The following is a 15,958-nucleotide window of genomic DNA, read 5'->3' as shown; positions in this document are numbered from 1 at the left end:
TCGCGGGGCTGGCCGCCGCACTCGCTCAGCACCACGCTCCTTCCCTCCCTCTCCCCAACCCCACTCCCTCCTCTCTCCCTCCTCGCGCCTCCTTCGCTCAGGAGCGCCTCTGGTTCCTTCACCAGCTCCAGCCGGACTCCGCCGCGTATGTGATTCCCGAAGCGCTCGAGCTGACGGGCGCGCTGGACACCGAGGCTCTTGAGACAGCGCTGCGGCTGTTGCCGGAGCGCCACACGTCCCTTCGCGCCGTCTTCGGCTCGTCGGAGGGACAGCCTCGGATGGCGTTCCAGCCCGTGTCCGAGCGCGTGCTCGACGTGGAAGACCTGCGGACGAGTGCTCGGGGTGAAGAGTCGTTGCGCGCACTGCTCACGCGGCGCCTGGAGGAAGAGAGTGCTCGCCCGTTCTCACTGGAGCACGGGCCGCTCTATCGCTTCCGCCTGTTCAGGCTGGCCGCTGACCAGCATGTGCTGTTGATGGTCATCCACCACATCGTCGTGGACGGCCTGTCCATGGATCGGCTCCTGGTGGAGCTGGCACAGGGATACTCGGAGCTGAGTCAGCGACGGTCTCCGGTGCTGCCCACTCCGCTCCTGTCGTACGCGGATGTCTCCGCGTGGCAGCGCGCGCCCGAGGTTCGTGCGCGTGAGGAGGTCCACCTCGACTACTGGAAGCAGCAGCTCGCTGATGCCCCGGCGTTGCTCGCGCTTCCCACCGACAAGCCTCGGCCGCCTGTCATCACGGACCAGGGTGGCTTCTCACGTCACCACGCCCTGCCCCGTGACGTCCGTCAGCGCCTGGAGGCCCTGTGCCGACAGCATCAGGTGACGCCGTTCATGGCGCTCTATGCCGTCTTCGCCACCCTGCTCCACCGCTACTCCGGTGAGCGGGAGCTGTGCATCGGCACGCCTGTCTCCGGCCGGACCCTCGCCGCCACCGAGGACATCGTCGGCCTCTTTCTCAACACGCTGGTCCTTCGAACCCAGGTCCCCGCGGGGATGACCTTCGCCGCGTTGCTGGCCCAGGTCCGGAGCACGTCGCTCGACGCCTTCAGCCACCAGGATGTGCCCTTCGAGCGGGTCGTCGATGCGCTCCACGTCGAACGCAGTCTGAGTCACGCGCCGCTGTTCCAGGTGATGTTCGACCTGCGCCGCGTCGACGCTCCTCTTTCTTTCTCCGGCCTGTCTTCGCAGCACGTCTTCGTCGACAACGGCACCAGCCAGCTCGACCTCGCGCTCACCGCCACCGAACTGCCGGACTCTTCGCTCCAGCTCTACTTCCAGTTCCGCACCGACCTCTTCGAGCACGCTTCCGTCGAGCGGATGCTCTCCCACTTCGTGCTCCTGCTGGAGCAGGCCCTCGCCGCTCCCCAGCTTCCCCTCTCCGAGCTCTCGCTTCTCGACGCCGACGAGCGACGCCGCGTCCTCCTCGACTTCAACGACACCGAACGGGCCTTCGACTCCGACGGCACCGTCGCCTCCATCCTTGAAGCCGCTTTCGCTCGCACTCCCGACGCTGTCGCGCTCGTCGCTCCGGATGCCACGCTCACCTTCGCGCAGCTTCACGCGCGCGCCTCGCGGCTCGCGTCCCACCTCGCCGCGCTGGGGGTCCGTCCCGAAGCCGTCGTCGGCGTCTGCGTCGAGCGTTCCTCCGAGGCCGTCGTCTCGCTGCTCGCCGTCCATCTCTCGGGCGCGACGTGTCTTCCGCTGGAGCCGTCTCATCCGCCAGCACGCCGGGCACTGCTGCTTCAACAGTCCCGAGCCTGCCTCGTCATCTCCTCGCCTTCGCTGTTCGAGGGAACGCAGCTTGGGATTGTGGTCATCGAGCCGGGCGCCGCGCAGCAGCCGCATGCCGCGCTGGCCGAGCCACTGCGCGCGCACCCGGACAACCTGGCGTACATCCTCTACACCTCGGGCTCCACCGGCGTGCCCAAGGGCGTCCTCTCCACTCAGCAGAACGTCGTCCACTGCTTCGACGCCTTCGACTCCCTCTACTCCACTTCCCCCGGCCACACCTGGGCCGCCTCCGGCAGCCTCTCCTTCGACATCCACCAGGAGGAAATCCTCTTCAGCCTCTCGCGCGGTGCTCGCGTCATCCTCCGCGACGTCGGCCCCCTCGGCCTCGCGCGCGACATCCTCCACCACCGCGTCTCCCACGTCGTCATCACTCCCTCCTCCCTCGCCTCAGCCCTCGAGGAGCCCGGTGCCTTCGACGCCTTCCGCTCTCTCTCCGTCCTCGTCACCGGCGGAGAAGTCCTCCCAGACTCTCTCGTCCAATCCCTCGCGCTGACTTCCACCCGTCTCGTCAACACCTACGGGCCCACTGAAGCCAGCATCAACGTCGCCGCCGAAATCTCCCTCCCCCACCGTCCCGTTCGTCTCGGCCGCCCTCTTCCTCGCTGCCGCCTCTACGTCCTCGACGACTCCCTTCAGCCTCTCCCCCCAGGCGTCCCAGGCAAGCTCTTCATCGGCGGCATCTGCCTCGCTCGCGGCTACCACTCCCTTCCTCACCTCACCGCTGAGCGCTTCATCCCAGACGCCTTCTCTTCCTCCCCTGGCTCTCGCCTCTACGACACTGGCGACAGGGCCCGCTGGAATGACGACGGCTCCCTCTCCTTCCTCGGCCGCTCCGACTTCCAGCTCAAGCTCCGCGGCGTCCGCGTCGAAGTCGAGGAAATCGAAGCCGCTCTCCTTCGCCTCCACGGTGTCCGTCAGGCCGCGGTCCTCCCCTTCCGCCCCTCTCGCGACACCTTCCTCGTCGCCTTCCTCGTCCTCGACGACTCCTCTCCCTCTCTCTCTTCTCTTCGCGACGCGCTGGCTTCCTCTCTTCCCGAAGCCCTCGTCCCCTCTCGCTTCCTCTCCCTCCCCTCTCTCCCCTTCACCACCAGCGGCAAGGTCGACAGGACGGCCCTCTCCTCCTTCGACATCTCTTCCGCTGTCGCCGCCGAGTCCTCTTCCGACTCCGCGCCTCGTGGCCAGGCAGAGGCCCTCCTCTCCCAGCTCTTCGCCGACGTCCTCTCCCTCTCCGTCGTCCCTCGCGACGCTGACTTCTTCTCCCTCGGTGGCCACTCCCTCTCCGCCACCCGTCTCGTCTCCCGCATCCGCCTCGCCTTCGGCGTCGAGCTTCCTCTCGCTTCCCTCTTCGCCTCTCCCTCCGTCGCGGGGCTGGCCGCCGCACTCGCTCAGCACCACGCTCCTTCCCTCCCTCTCCCCAACCCCACTCCCTCCTCTCTCCCTCCTCGCGCTTCCTTCGCTCAGGAGCGCCTCTGGTTCCTTCACCAACTCCAGCCGGAGCTGCGCGCCTACAACATCCCCGAGGCCGTAGAGCTGCGCGGTCCACTCGATGTGCCCGCGCTCGATGGCGCGCTGCGGTTGCTCCTGGAACGCCACCCGGTGCTGCGGACCACGCTCGTCGCGGAGGACGGACGACCGGTTCCTCGACGGGGCTCCATTCCCGTGGAGGTGCTCCAGGTCGAAGACCTTCCAGCGTCGGACGGTGACAGCCCCGTGCTCCATCAGCGGCTGCGCGAAGAAGCGACTCGCGCCATGTCACTGGAGCGGGGCCCGCTCTATCGCTTCCGCCTGTTCCGCCTCGCGCCGGAGCAGCATGTCCTCCTGCTCGTGCTGCACCACCTCGTCGTGGACGGACTGAGCATCGACATCCTCCTGAACGAGTTGTCCCAGGCCTACGCGGCCCTTGGTCAGCAGCAGGTGCCCGCGCTGCCCCAGCGCCAGCTCGACTACGCCGACGTCGCGGCCTGGCTGCACTCCGCACCTGTCCGGGAGCGCGAAGGCGTGCACCTCGAGTACTGGAAGCGCCAGCTCGCCGGTGCCCCAGCGTTCCTGTCCCTGCCCACCGACAAGCCCCGGCCCCCTGTCCTCGGAGACACAGGCGCACTCAGTCGCTTCCACCGACTGTCCCCCGCGCTGGAGCAGGCGCTCACGAAGGTGTGCCGCGAGCACCAGGTCACGCCCTTCATGGTCCTCGGCGCGGCGCTCAGCGCGTTGCTTCATCGGCACTCGGGACAGGATGACGTGTCCGTGGGCACGCCGGTCTCCGGTCGCCCCCATCCCGCGCTCGAAGACCTCGTCGGCCTCTTCACCAACACCGTCGTCCTGCGCACGCGGTTCTCTCCGGGGACGACCTTCGCGGAGTTGCTGGCGAGTACGCGGACCACGGCCCTGGAAGCCTTCACGCACCAGGACGCGCCCTTCGAGCGAGTCGTCGAGGCCCTCCAGGTCGAGCGCAGCCTCGCGCACTCCCCGCTGTTCCAGGTGGGCTTCTTCTGGGAGCGCTCGGCGAACACGCTCGCCGACACCTTCCCCGGGCTCCAGGTCCGCCCCCTCGTCGTCGACGGACTGAACACCCAGTCCGAGCTGGCCCTCACCGTCACGGAGAGCCCCCAGGGCCACGAGCTGTCCTTCCAGTACAGCACCGACCTCTTCGAGGCGCCCACCGTCGAGCGCCTGCTGTCCCACTATGTCCACCTGCTCGAGGACGCACTCGGGCTTCCGAGCCGGCGGGTCGCCCACCTCTCGCTCCTCGATGTCGAGGCACGCCGACAGGTGCTCCGCGACTTCAACGACACGCGGAGGGAGTACGACGCGAACGCGACGCTCGTCTCGCTCATCGAAGCCCAGGCGGAGCGTACTCCCGACCTGTGCGCGCTGAGCTTCGAGGGACATCACGTCACGTACGGCGAGCTGGAGGCGCGGGCCAATCAGCTCGCGCGGCACCTCCAGTCCCTCGGCGCGGGCCCAGAGGTCCTCGTCGGCGTGTTCCTGGAGCGCTCACTCGAGCTCGTCATCGCCCTGGTGGGCATCCTCAAGTCGGGCGCCGCGTACCTGCCACTGGACCCGGAGCTTCCTCGCGAGCGACTGGCCGGCATGCTCGAGGACGGCGCGGCTCCGGTCGTCATCACCCGCCAGGACCTCGTCAGCCACCTTCCGCTTCACGAAGGACACACGGTCCTCCTCGATGCGGAAGCCCCGCGGCTCGCGAGCCTCCCGAGCACGCGGGTCGCGAGCCGGCCGCACCCGGACTCGCTCGCGTACGTCATCTTCACCTCGGGAAGCACGGGCCGTCCCAAGGGCGCGATGAACGCGCACCGCGCGGTCGTCAATCGCCTGACGTGGATGCACCAGGTCCACGCGCTCGCCCCGGGTGACAGCGTCCTCCAGAAGACGCCGACCAGCTTCGACGTCTCGGTCTGGGAGCTGTTCTGGCCGCTCACCGTGGGCGCGCGGCTGGTGTTGGCGCGGCCGGGTGGACACCGCGAGCCCGCCTATCTCGCGCGGCTGCTGGCCTCCGAGCGCATCACCATCGCGCACTTCGTTCCCTCCATGCTCGGGGCCTTCCTCGAAGAACCCTGGCAGGAGTCCCTCAAGGACCTGCGCGTGCTGGTGTGCAGCGGCGAGGCCCTCTCCGCGGACCTGGTCCAACGCACACACGCGCGGCTGCCCGCGACGGAGGTCCACAACCTCTACGGCCCCACCGAGGCCGCGGTGGACGTGACGCACTGGAGCTGCCGCCGAGCCGACACGCGGACGAGCGTGCCCATCGGTCGCCCGGTGGCGAATACCCACCTCCTCGTCCTCGACTCCTCGGGACGGCCCGTCCCCGTGGGTGTGCAGGGTGAGCTCTTCATCGGCGGCCTCCAGGTGGGGCGCGGGTACTGGCGTCGTCCGGAGCTCACCGCCGAGCGCTTCATCCCGGACCCGTTCAGCGACCTGCCCGGCGCCAGCCTCTATCGCACGGGAGACCTGGCCCGCTGGCGCGGCGACGGCACGCTGGAGTACCTCGGCCGCACCGACTTCCAGGTGAAGGTGCGCGGGCAGCGCATCGAGCTGGAGGAGATTGAAGCCACGCTGCGGCGGCTGCCTTCCGTGCGTGACGCCATCGTCCTGGCGCGGGCAACGGCGCAAAACGATGCGCGCCTCATCGCCTACGTCGTCGCGCGTGAGGGGCAAGCGGAGCAAGCCGTGGCGTCGCGCGCCGCGCTCAAGACCCTGCTCCCCGAGGCCATGGTTCCCTCGGTCTTCGTCGTGCTGGACGCGCTGCCGCTGACGCCGTCAGGGAAGGTGGACCGGAGGGCGCTCACCGGGCTCCCGCTCCCGGAGACCGAGTCCACGAAGGGAGCCAACGAAGCGCCACCGAAGGGTCCGCTGGAGCAGCTGCTCGCGAGCTTCTTCTGCCAGGTGCTTGGCCTGGAGAGCGTCTCTCGCGACGCGGACTTCTTCGCGCTGGGAGGCCATTCGCTGAGTGCCACGCGGCTGGTGTCGCGAATCCGGAAGGCCCTGGGCCAGGAGCTGCCGCTCAAGGCCCTCTTCCTGGCACCCACGGTGGCGGGCGTCGCACGGGCGCTCTCGGAGCTGTCTCCGGGACAGACCCATGCGCTTCCCGAGCCCCTGCCTCGGACCGGTGATGCGCCCACCGTGTCGTCGTTCTCGCAGGAGCGCATGTGGTTCCTCCATCAGCTCATGCCCGACTCGGCGTCCCTCGCCATTCCGGAGGCCACCGAGCTGCGTGGGCCGCTGGACGCCGAGGCCCTGGAGTCCGCGCTGGTCTTCCTGCTCGAGCGCCACGCCGCGCTGCGCTCCACCTTCACCCCCGCGGAGGGTGGGCCGCGGGTGAGCTTCCAGCCCGTACCGCCGCGAGTGCTCGACCGTGAGGACCTGTCGACGGTGGCGGGCGGTGACGAGGCCACGCGCCAGGTCCTCCTGTCCCGATTGAAGGAGGAGTCGGAGCGACCCTTCCCTCTGGACACAGGGCCGATGTGCCGCTTCCACCTGTTCCACCTCGCGCCGGAGCATCACGTCCTGCTGCTGGTGTTCCACCACATCGTGGTGGACGGCCTGTCCATGGACATCCTGTTGCGCGAGCTGGCGGAGGCCTACGCGGCCTTCGTCGAGAACCGCACGCCGACACCCCCTCCCCTCGCGCTCGACTTCGCGGACGTCGCGGCCTGGCAGCGTTCGCCCGCCCTGCTCGCACGTCAGGACGTCCACCTGGAGTACTGGCGGCGCAAACTGGAGGGAGCCTCCACCGTGTTGGAGCTGCCCACGGATGTGCCTCGGCACCCCGGGCGCAGTCACGAAGGTGGCTTCACGCGGCACCATCCCCTGCCGGAGCACCTCGCCGAGGCGCTGCGGACGCTGTGCCGTGAGCAGCAGGTCACCCCCTTCATCGCGCTGTACGCGGCCTTCGCCGCCCTGCTCCATCGGTACACCGGCCAACTGGACTTGAGCGTGGGCACGCCCGTGTCCGGTCGGGTCCATCCGTCCGTGGAGCCCCTGGTCGGCCTGTTCATCAACACCGTCGCGCTGCGCACCCAGATCGCCCCCGAGGCGTCCTTCCTCACGCTGCTGAAGCACGCGCGGACCACGGCGTTGGAGGCGTTCGCCCATCAGGAGGTTCCCTTCGAGCGAGTCGTGGATGCCCTCCAGGTGGAGCGCAGCCTCTCTCACGCGCCGCTCGTGCAGGCGATGTTCGAGCTGAACCCCAGTCCCCGCGTTCTCTCGGATGGCTTCCCGGGCCTGAAGGCGAACCAGATTCGACTCGGCTCGGCGGCCAGCCTCTATGACGTGATGCTCACCGCCGAGGAGTTCCGCGACCGCTTCGGCTTCTACCTCGAGTACCCCACCGCGCTGTTCGAGGCCGAGAGCGCGGAGCGGATGGTGTCGAACTACGTGAGCCTGCTCGAGGCCGCGCTGCTCGCGCCCACGACGCCCGTGAGCCAACTGTCGCTCTTCACGGAGGAGGAGCGCCGAAAGGTGCTCGTCGACTTCAACGACTTCGCACGCGCCCGGGACGCACACGACACCGTCCTCTCGCGGTTCGCCGCGCAGGTCTCTGCCACGCCGGACGCGGAGGCCCTCTGCTACGAGGACCAGACGCTCTCGTACCGGGAGCTGCATGCACGCTCCACCCAGCTCGCCCACTTCCTGAGGGAGCTCGGCGCGGGGCCCGAGGAGCGCGTCGCCCTCTGCCTGGAGCGCGGCCCCGAGCTCATCGTGTCCATGCTCGCCGTGCTGAAGGCCGGCGGAGCCTACGTGCCGCTGGACCCCGTGCATCCGCCGGAGCGGCTCACCCAGCTCCTCGTCGACTCGGGCGCGCGGGTCCTGGTGACGCGCGAGTCCCTGGGGCACGTCTTCTCCACCGTCCCCATCATGGCCGCGTACGTCGACACCGACGCGGCGGAGGTCTCCCGCAAGCCGGTGGAGGACCTGCCACCGCCCGTGTCGGTGGACCAGCTCGCATACGTCATCTTCACGTCGGGCTCGACAGGTCGCCCCAAGGGCGCGCTGCTGACGCACCGGGGCCTGTGCAACACCGCCCTCGCGTCGCTCGCCGCGCAAGGGCTCCGGCCCGGCCGGAGGGTCCTCCAGTTCGCCTCCGTCACCTTCGATGGGTCGGTCTGGGAGATCTTCCCCACGCTGCTCGCCGGCGCCACGTTGGTGATGGCCCCCCGAGAGCGACTGATGCCCGACCTGCCGCTGCGCACGCTGATGCGAGAGCAGCGCATCACCGACTGCGCGCTCACACCGACGGTCCTCGCCCAGCTCGAAACCGAGGGCCTGGAGAACCTCCAGTCCATCGTGTCCTGCGGCGAGCCCCTGTCCGTCGACCTGGCCCGACGCTGGGCCCCGGGCCGCGCGCTGCTCAACTCCTACGGCCCCACCGAAGTCACCGTGGCCGCCACCATCACGACCTTCCCCGGCTTCGGATGTCCGTCCGGCGCGGCGGCGGAAATCGCGCGCGTCACCGTGGGCAAGCCCCTGGACAACAACATCCTCCTCGTGCTCGACGCGCGACTGGAGCTGAGTCCGATTGGCGTGCCGGGTGAGCTGTACGTCGGAGGCATCGGACTGGCGCGTGGCTACCTCGAGCGCCCGGACCTGACCGCCGAGCGCTTCATCCCGAATCCCTTCACCACCACTCCCGGCGAGCGGCTCTACCGCACGGGAGACCGCGTGCGCTGGCTCGGGGACGGCCAGGTCGAATACCTGGGCCGACTGGACACCCAGCTCAAGATACGTGGCATGCGCGTGGAGCCCGGCGAAATCGAGGCCGTGCTCGCGCGTCACTCGGACGTGCGTGAGGTCGCAGTGGTGCCTCGCGACGACCTGGGGGGCGGCAAGCGACTGGTGGCGTTCCTCGTGTCCGCCAGCTCCGGCACCATCGCGCTCGACGAGCTTCGCGCATGGCTGCGTCAGCGCCTGCCCGAGCACATGGTTCCCTCGGCTTTCATCCCCATTGACGCACTGCCCCTCACGACGTCGCGCAAGGTGGACCGCAAGGCGCTGTCACAGCGGGAACTGCCTCGACAGGAGCTGTCCGCCCTGGGCGACGACGCGCCCCGCGGCGCCACGGAGCAACAGGTGGCGAGCATGTTCCAGGACGCGCTGGGACTGGAGCAGCTCTCCCGAGAGGGGAACTTCTTCGAGCACGGCGGACACTCGCTCTCGGCGACCCGACTCGTGGCGCGGCTGCGTCAGGCCTTCGGAGTCGAGCTGCCCCTGGGGGTGTTCTTCGCGAACCCCACCATCGCCTATGTGGCGGCGCTCATCGACGCGGCGCCTCGCGCGACGCAGCAGGGCCCCACCGTCGTCACCCGGCCGGAGATCCTGCCCCCGTCGCTCGTCCAGGAGCGGCTCTGGTACGCACTCCAGCTTCCGCAGGCGCCTCCGTATGTCCTCACGCTCGGCCTGCTGCTGGAGGGCGCGCTGGATGCGGACCGGTTCGAGGAGGCTCTCGCGGCCGTGGTGGAGCGCAACGAGACGCTGCGCTCCACCTTCTTCCAACACGGCGATGCGCTGCGCATTCGCGTCCAGCCTTCGCGCGCCACGGTCCTCACACGCGTGGACCTCTCGCACCTGTCCGCCACGCACGCCCTGGAGTCCGCACGCGAGGCCGTGGTGCGACTGGACCGCGAGCACTTCGACCTGGAGCACGGCCCGCTGTATCGCTTCGAGATGCTGAAGCTGGACGCGACGGGCACCCGCCACGCCGTGGTGTTCGCCTTCAGCCACACCGTGAATGACGGCGTGGGCCTGGGCACCTTCGCGGAGGAGCTGGCGACCGCCTGGAACGCCGCGGTCCAGGGGCGCACCGTGGCGTTGGCTCCGCTGGAGCTCCAGTACACCGACTACGCCGTCTGGCAGCGGCAGCCCGAGCAACTGCGGCGACTCGAGGAAGGACTCGCGTCGTGGAAGCAGGCCCTGGCGAATGCGCCGCCGCTGTTGGACCTCCCGCTGGACTTCCCGCGCCGCGCGCCCGCGCTCAACGACAACATGCGCGCCGTGGCGGTGTCCCTCTCGGTGGAGCACTCGGACACCATCCGCGCGCTCGCCCGGAGCGAAGGCGTCTCCTCCTTCAGCGTCCTGCTCGCGCTGACGCAGGCGTGGCTGCACCGGCTCAGCGGACAGGCCCACGTCGTCGTCGCCACGCCCTTCTCCGGCCGGGCCACGCCCCAGGTGGAGAGGCTGCTGGGCTACTTCGCCAACGTGCTTCCGCTCTGCACGGACGTGTCAGGCGCACCGTCGCTGCGAGGACTGCTCGGCCGCGTGCGCGACGTCGTGGCCCACGCCACCACGCACCAGGAAGTGCCCTTCAAGCGCATCGCGGACACGGTGCAGCCGGATGGAGACCGGTCCGCACCCCGACTCGCGCAGGCGCTGCTCCAGGCCGAGCGTCCCGGCCTGCCCGAGCTGGAGGGACTGTCCGTGGCGGAGCTGGACGTCGACGGCGTCATCCCCGCGTATGACGTGGTGGTGAGCGTCACCCTGGGTGATTCGGGCGCGCTGGCGGGCTTCGTCGCCCTGGACGGTGCCCTCTTCACGCCGGAGACAGGGGAGCGCTTCGCGCGCGCCTTCGAGCAGCTCGCCGCCTCCGCCCTGAGCGAGCCGGATGTGTCGCTGCCCCGGCTGTCGATGCTGTCACCGGCCCAGCGCGCCGACGTGCTCGCCGCGCTGGCGGGCCCCTCGCAGGACATCGCGCCGGGCACCTGCATCCACACCCTGTTCGAGGCCCAGGTGCGCCGCACGCCGCACGCACCCGCTGTCGCGCACGGTGACGTTACGTGGAGTTATGCCCAGCTCAACGCTCGCGCCAACCTGCTGGCCTCGCGTCTGCTCGCGCGGGGACTGGTACCCGAGGAGCGCGTGGGCGTGGTGATGGAGCCCTCCACGCAGGCCATGGCGGTGCTGCTCGGCATCCTCAAGGCGGGCGGAGCCTACGTGCCGCTGGACGCGGACTGGCCGGAGCCTCGCAAGCGCGACGTGCTGGAACGCGCCGAGGTGCGCCGGCTGTGGGTGGATGAAAACGTGCTGGAGGCCCACGTGCCGCTCGTCGCGGATGTGGAGGTGGCGCCCCAGCCCGCGTCCGTAACGGATGACCTGGAGCCCGGGCCGCGTCGCGTCCTCGACTCGCAGACGGCGTACATCGTCTTCACCTCCGGCTCCACGGGCGAGCCCAAGGGCGTCATGGTGGAGCACCGCTCCGTGGTGAACCACAACGTCGCCATCGCCAAACGCTTCCGGCTGGTGGAGGGCGACCGGATGCTCCAGTTCGCGCCGCTCACCTTCGACGCCGCCGCCGAGGACCTGTACCCGCCCCTGGCCGTGGGTGGCACGGTGGTGATGCGCAGCGGGCTCGTCCCCGCGCACACGATGACGCCGTATCTGGAGGAGACGGGCATCACCATCATCAGCCTGCCGCCCACGTACATCGAGGAGTGGATTCGGCAGATGGAGGCGCTCGGCCAGCGCGTGCCCGCGCGATTGAAGCTGCTCGCTCCGGGCGGTGACGTCCTCAAACAGGAGACCTTCGAGGCCTGGGTGCGCGTGGGCGGTGGACACGCGCCGTGGGTCAACGTCTACGGCCCCACCGAGTGCACGATTACCTCCGCCACCTGCGACATCCCCGGTGAGGAGGGCCTGGGCACGGCGGCCACGTTCCCCATTGGCCGGCCCATGCCGCGCGTGTGCTTCTACCTGCTGGACGAGCACCTGGAGCCGGTGCCTCCGGGCCTGCCCGGCCGCGTGTACATCGGCGGGGCGGCGCTGTCGCGCGGCTACCTGCTCGCGCCGCACCTCACCTCCGAGCGCTTCCTGCCGGACCCGTTCTCATCCACGCCCGGCGCGCGCATGTACCACACGGGAGATTTGGCCCGGCTGCTGCCGGATGGACGCCTGCGCTTCCTCGGCCGCGCCGACCACCAGGTGAAGATTCGCGGCTTCCGCATCGAGCTGTCGGAGATTGAGAACTGCCTGCGACGCCAGCCCCAGGTGCAGGAGGCCGTCGTCGTCGCGCGCGTGTCCTCCGCGGGCACGACGTCGCTGTGCGCCTACGTCCAGGCGCCCGGCGTCACGCGCTCCGACGTGTTCCGGCAGCACGTCGCCTCCCAGCTCCCCGGCTACATGGTGCCCGCCACCTTCGTGGTGATGGACGCGCTGCCCATCAACGCCAACGGCAAGGTGGACCGCAAGGCGCTGCCGGCCCCTGACGTGCTGGTGGCTCCCGAGTCGTCCGAGCCCGCCTCCGAATCGAAGCTGGAGACGCCCTTCCGCACCACGCTGGAGATGGTGCTCCAGCGACTGTGGAAGGAGGCGCTGGGGCGCGCCGATGTGCAGGCCAGCGACGACTTCTTCGCGCTGGGCGGAGACTCCATCCTGGCCATGCGCCTTTTGGCGCGACTGGAGGAGGAGCTGGGCCTGCCGCTGCCGCTGGCCACCCTCTTCCAGAGCCCCACATTGGGCGAGTCCGCCGAGGCCATCCTCGCGCTGATGCGTGAAGGCCCCCGGCGCACCAGCGCGGTGCGGCTGGCGAGTCCCCACGTGCCGGAGGGCACGCCGCTCCTGTTCCTCTTCCACGCGGGCGACGGCGAGGTTCACCACTATCGGGACCTGGTGCCTCGGCTGGAGCCACACTTCCGCTGCTACGGCATCCAGGCTCCGGAGACGCTGGCGTCAGGCCACGGCCACGCGACGATGGAAGCACGCGTGGAGGCCTATACCCGAGACATCCGCGCCCTCCAGCCTCAGGGCCCCTACCGTCTGGTGGGCTTCTCCTACGGCGGCTATCCAGCCCTCGGTGTCGCCGCCGCGCTGGAGGCCCAGGGCGAGACGGTGGAGCTGCTCGGCATGGTGGACACCGCCACGTCCGAGGCCATCCAGGCCGTGACGCCGTCCTCCGGCGAGGACCCGGTGCTCGTGCTGGCCAGCGAGTTCGGCGTAAGGGACGAGACGCTCGAAGAGGAGCTGTCCACGATGCCCCGGCCCGAGCAGTGGGAGCACGTGGCCTTGCGCGCCCGCGAACGAGGCACGGCGGCTCCGCACTTCCGGGGCAGCGACTTCGCTCGCATCTGGCGCGTGCTGGGCGAGGTGCTGACGCCTCAGGCCCGCGCGTGGAGCATCCCGCTGACTCGGGTGCGGCCGCGCCTGCTCACCAGCCGGGCCGTGCGTCAGCAGGTGGGTGACGCGTTCCTGGGTTGGACGCGCCACCTCCCCGCCGAGCACCTGGACGTCGTGGAGCTGGAGGGTGAACACGCCACGGTGCTGCACCCGCCAGAAGTGGACCTCCTGGCAGAACAGCTCCTCAGCGGAAGCGGCCTTCCAACCAGGTCTTCGTGAAGATGTTGGGGCTGAGCGGCGCCAGCTCCACCTCGTCGTAGCGCACGGTGAGCTGGGTGCCCTCGGCCTCTTCCACCTCGAGCACCTCGCGCATCAGGAACACCGGCCGGTTGTCCGCGGCCGGGTCCTTGATTTTCTGGTAGCCGCGAATGATGTCGGTGCGCAGGGTGCGGCCCGAGGGCGCGTAGCCCACGCGCTTGACGATGTTGAAGTCGGGGTCCACCCAGATGCGCAGCTGCGGGAAGGACGCCTCCATGCCCGGCCGCACCTTGAGGAACAGCTTGCGGAACTTCGTGCCCGCCGCCGCCTCCTCGCCCTCGTCCTGCACCTCGTAGGTCTCCAGCAGGTGCGAGCGGTCGAAGTCCTCTTCACAGGAGATGGTGTTGACGATGTTGCCGCGCGACGTGGTGCGCTGCCAGTGGCCCACGGACGGGTCGTACTCCCACAGGTTGCGGCCGATGCGCAGGTATCCGCCACCCGCCATGTTGCGCGGCTTGGTGATGTAGATGAGCAGGTCCCGCGAGGAGTCGCGGCGGAACACCAGCATCTCCAGGAGCGCCTCCGAGCCGTCCTTGCGCTTCTCGCGCAGGCGCACCGTGCTCTTGAAGTCGCTCTTGAGCGCCATGCGCTCGTCCACGCGACGAATCACGTCCTCCGCGGACAGGGCGGCCTTCGTCTCCGGCGGTTTCGGAGCCTTCTCCTCGGCCCCGGCCAGGGGGGCGAGCACGACGGCGAGCAGGACGGCGAGACGGCGGACGGACGTCGGCATCACAGGGCCTCCATGGCGGACCGCGGGGTCAGCGAAGCGGCACGCGCCGCGGGAACGATGGTGGCAAGCCCCGCGCCGAGGGTGACGAGCACCACCGACAGCAGGCCCAGGCCCAGACCAGGCGCCAGGGGCAGCGTGCCACTGAAGAACAGGTTGGAAATCTCACCCTGCAACGGCACCGCGCCGCGCAGCGCCACACACAGGCCGGAGGCCAGCACGGCCCCCAGCGTCGAGCCCACCAGCCCCAAGAGCAGCCCCTCCATGAGGAACAGGGCCACCACGCTCCGGCGATGCATGCCCATGGCGCGCAGCGTGCCAATCTCCCGCGTGCGCTCCCGCACCGCGACGCTGAGCGCGACGAACAGGCCAATCACCACCAGCACCAGCACCACCGCGCTCACCAGCACCGCCAGCGCCGCCAGTCCCAGCGTGACGAAGGACAGGAAGGAGGACTCGTCCTCCCAGGTGCTGACGTCCAGCCGCTGCCCGCGCCAGCCCTCGCGCAAGAGGGGCATCTGCTTCTCCGCGTAGGATTCGTTCGTGGCGGGGAGCACGTCGAAGCCCGCGCCGCGCAGCGACTCGCGCAGCGTGTCTCCCAGCGCGTCCACGTCCACCGGCGTGTCGCCGCACACCAACTGCAACACACCCGCGGAGCCCGGCTTGTAGCCGTCCAGTTCGCGCAGCGTGTCGTTGGAGACGAGCAGGCCCGCGGACTCGCCCAAGAGGCCCGCCTTCTCGGTGATGGCCACCACCTCCACGTCCAGCGCGTTGCGGCGACCGCCGCCCACCGGCTGCGCGAAGAGGGTGGCGATGTCGCCTGGCTTGACCTGGAGGCGCTCGGCCAGCGTGGTGGAGATGGCCAGGGTGCGCGGCCGGGCCAGCGACTCCAGGCTGCCGGATGCCACCCGGAAGCGCTCCAGCGCCCCGCGCTCTCCCACGACGTCCATGCCCACCAGGAAGGAGCCCGTGCGACGACGGCCCGCGCCCGCCAGCGCGAAGCTGCGGCCACGCTCGCGCACGGAGCAGCCCTCCGGGACGCTCTTCGCCAGCACGCCCCGCACCTTCGCCGCGTCGCCCACCACCGGGGCGATGGAGTCCGGGTGGACCTTGAAGAAGCCACCGACATTCAGGTCGCCACTGATGAACGTGGTGATGGCCTCGCGCTGGGCCTCCGCCACGCCGGCCGACAGCGACGACACGGAGACGATGACGCCGCTGGCCGCGGCGGTGATGCCCAGCAGCAGGAGCGCCCGCTCCCGGTGGGCGAAGAGGTTGCGCAGGGCGAGTTGGATGAGGGAGAGCATGGGTCAGTCCTCCCTCTTGCGCATCGCCACGGCGGGAGGCACCGAGCTGCCTCGCCACGCGGGCACCAGGGACGCCACCACCACCACGCCCACCACGCCCAGCCACACCGCCGCGCCCTGCCCCAGGGACAGCCGGGGCATCAGCACCGGGCCGCCCATGAAGAACTGGAGGGACTCATCCGTGACGCCGATGCCGTCTCCCATCATCCCGAACAGCAGCGCCGCGGCGATGGCCAGGCCCACGCCCGCGCCCAGCC

Annotated in this window: 3 protein-coding genes and 1 pseudogene; 1 reads left to right on the top strand and 3 read right to left on the bottom strand. The window is 70.0% G+C overall.

Going from position 1 to position 15,958, the window contains the following annotated elements; translation table 11 throughout:
- Positions 1-13,628: non-ribosomal peptide synthetase (locus FJV41_RS39310; RefSeq protein ID WP_438616775.1), on the top strand; the 13,628-nt coding region annotated here is incomplete at its 5' end.
- On the opposite strand, the gene FJV41_RS39305 is transcribed toward FJV41_RS39310, so the two are convergent.
- From FJV41_RS39305 to FJV41_RS52680, 3 genes and pseudogenes are all read right to left on the bottom strand, one after another.
- Entirely contained in the window at positions 13,594-14,397 is an 804-nt protein-coding gene (locus FJV41_RS39305) for an outer membrane lipoprotein-sorting protein (RefSeq protein WP_141647753.1), read from the bottom strand. The two genes, FJV41_RS39310 and FJV41_RS39305, sit on opposite strands and share 35 nt — an antisense overlap.
- Positions 14,397-15,701, bottom strand: coding sequence for an ABC transporter permease (locus FJV41_RS39300; protein WP_141647752.1), 1,305 nt, complete (start codon positions 15,699-15,701; stop codon positions 14,397-14,399). Before FJV41_RS39300 ends, FJV41_RS39305 begins: the two co-directional genes overlap by 1 nt.
- 3 nt (positions 15,702-15,704) lie before the next feature.
- Positions 15,705-15,958 (bottom strand): annotated as a pseudogene (locus FJV41_RS52680) (permease); the annotation flags it as partial.

The organism is Myxococcus llanfairpwllgwyngyllgogerychwyrndrobwllllantysiliogogogochensis, from assembly GCF_006636215.1.
Classification (GTDB): domain Bacteria; phylum Myxococcota; class Myxococcia; order Myxococcales; family Myxococcaceae; genus Myxococcus; species Myxococcus llanfairpwllgwyngyllgogerychwyrndrobwllllantysiliogogogochensis.
Note: the sequence above shows the minus strand (reverse complement) of the source record. Positions and strands in the feature narration are given on the sequence as shown.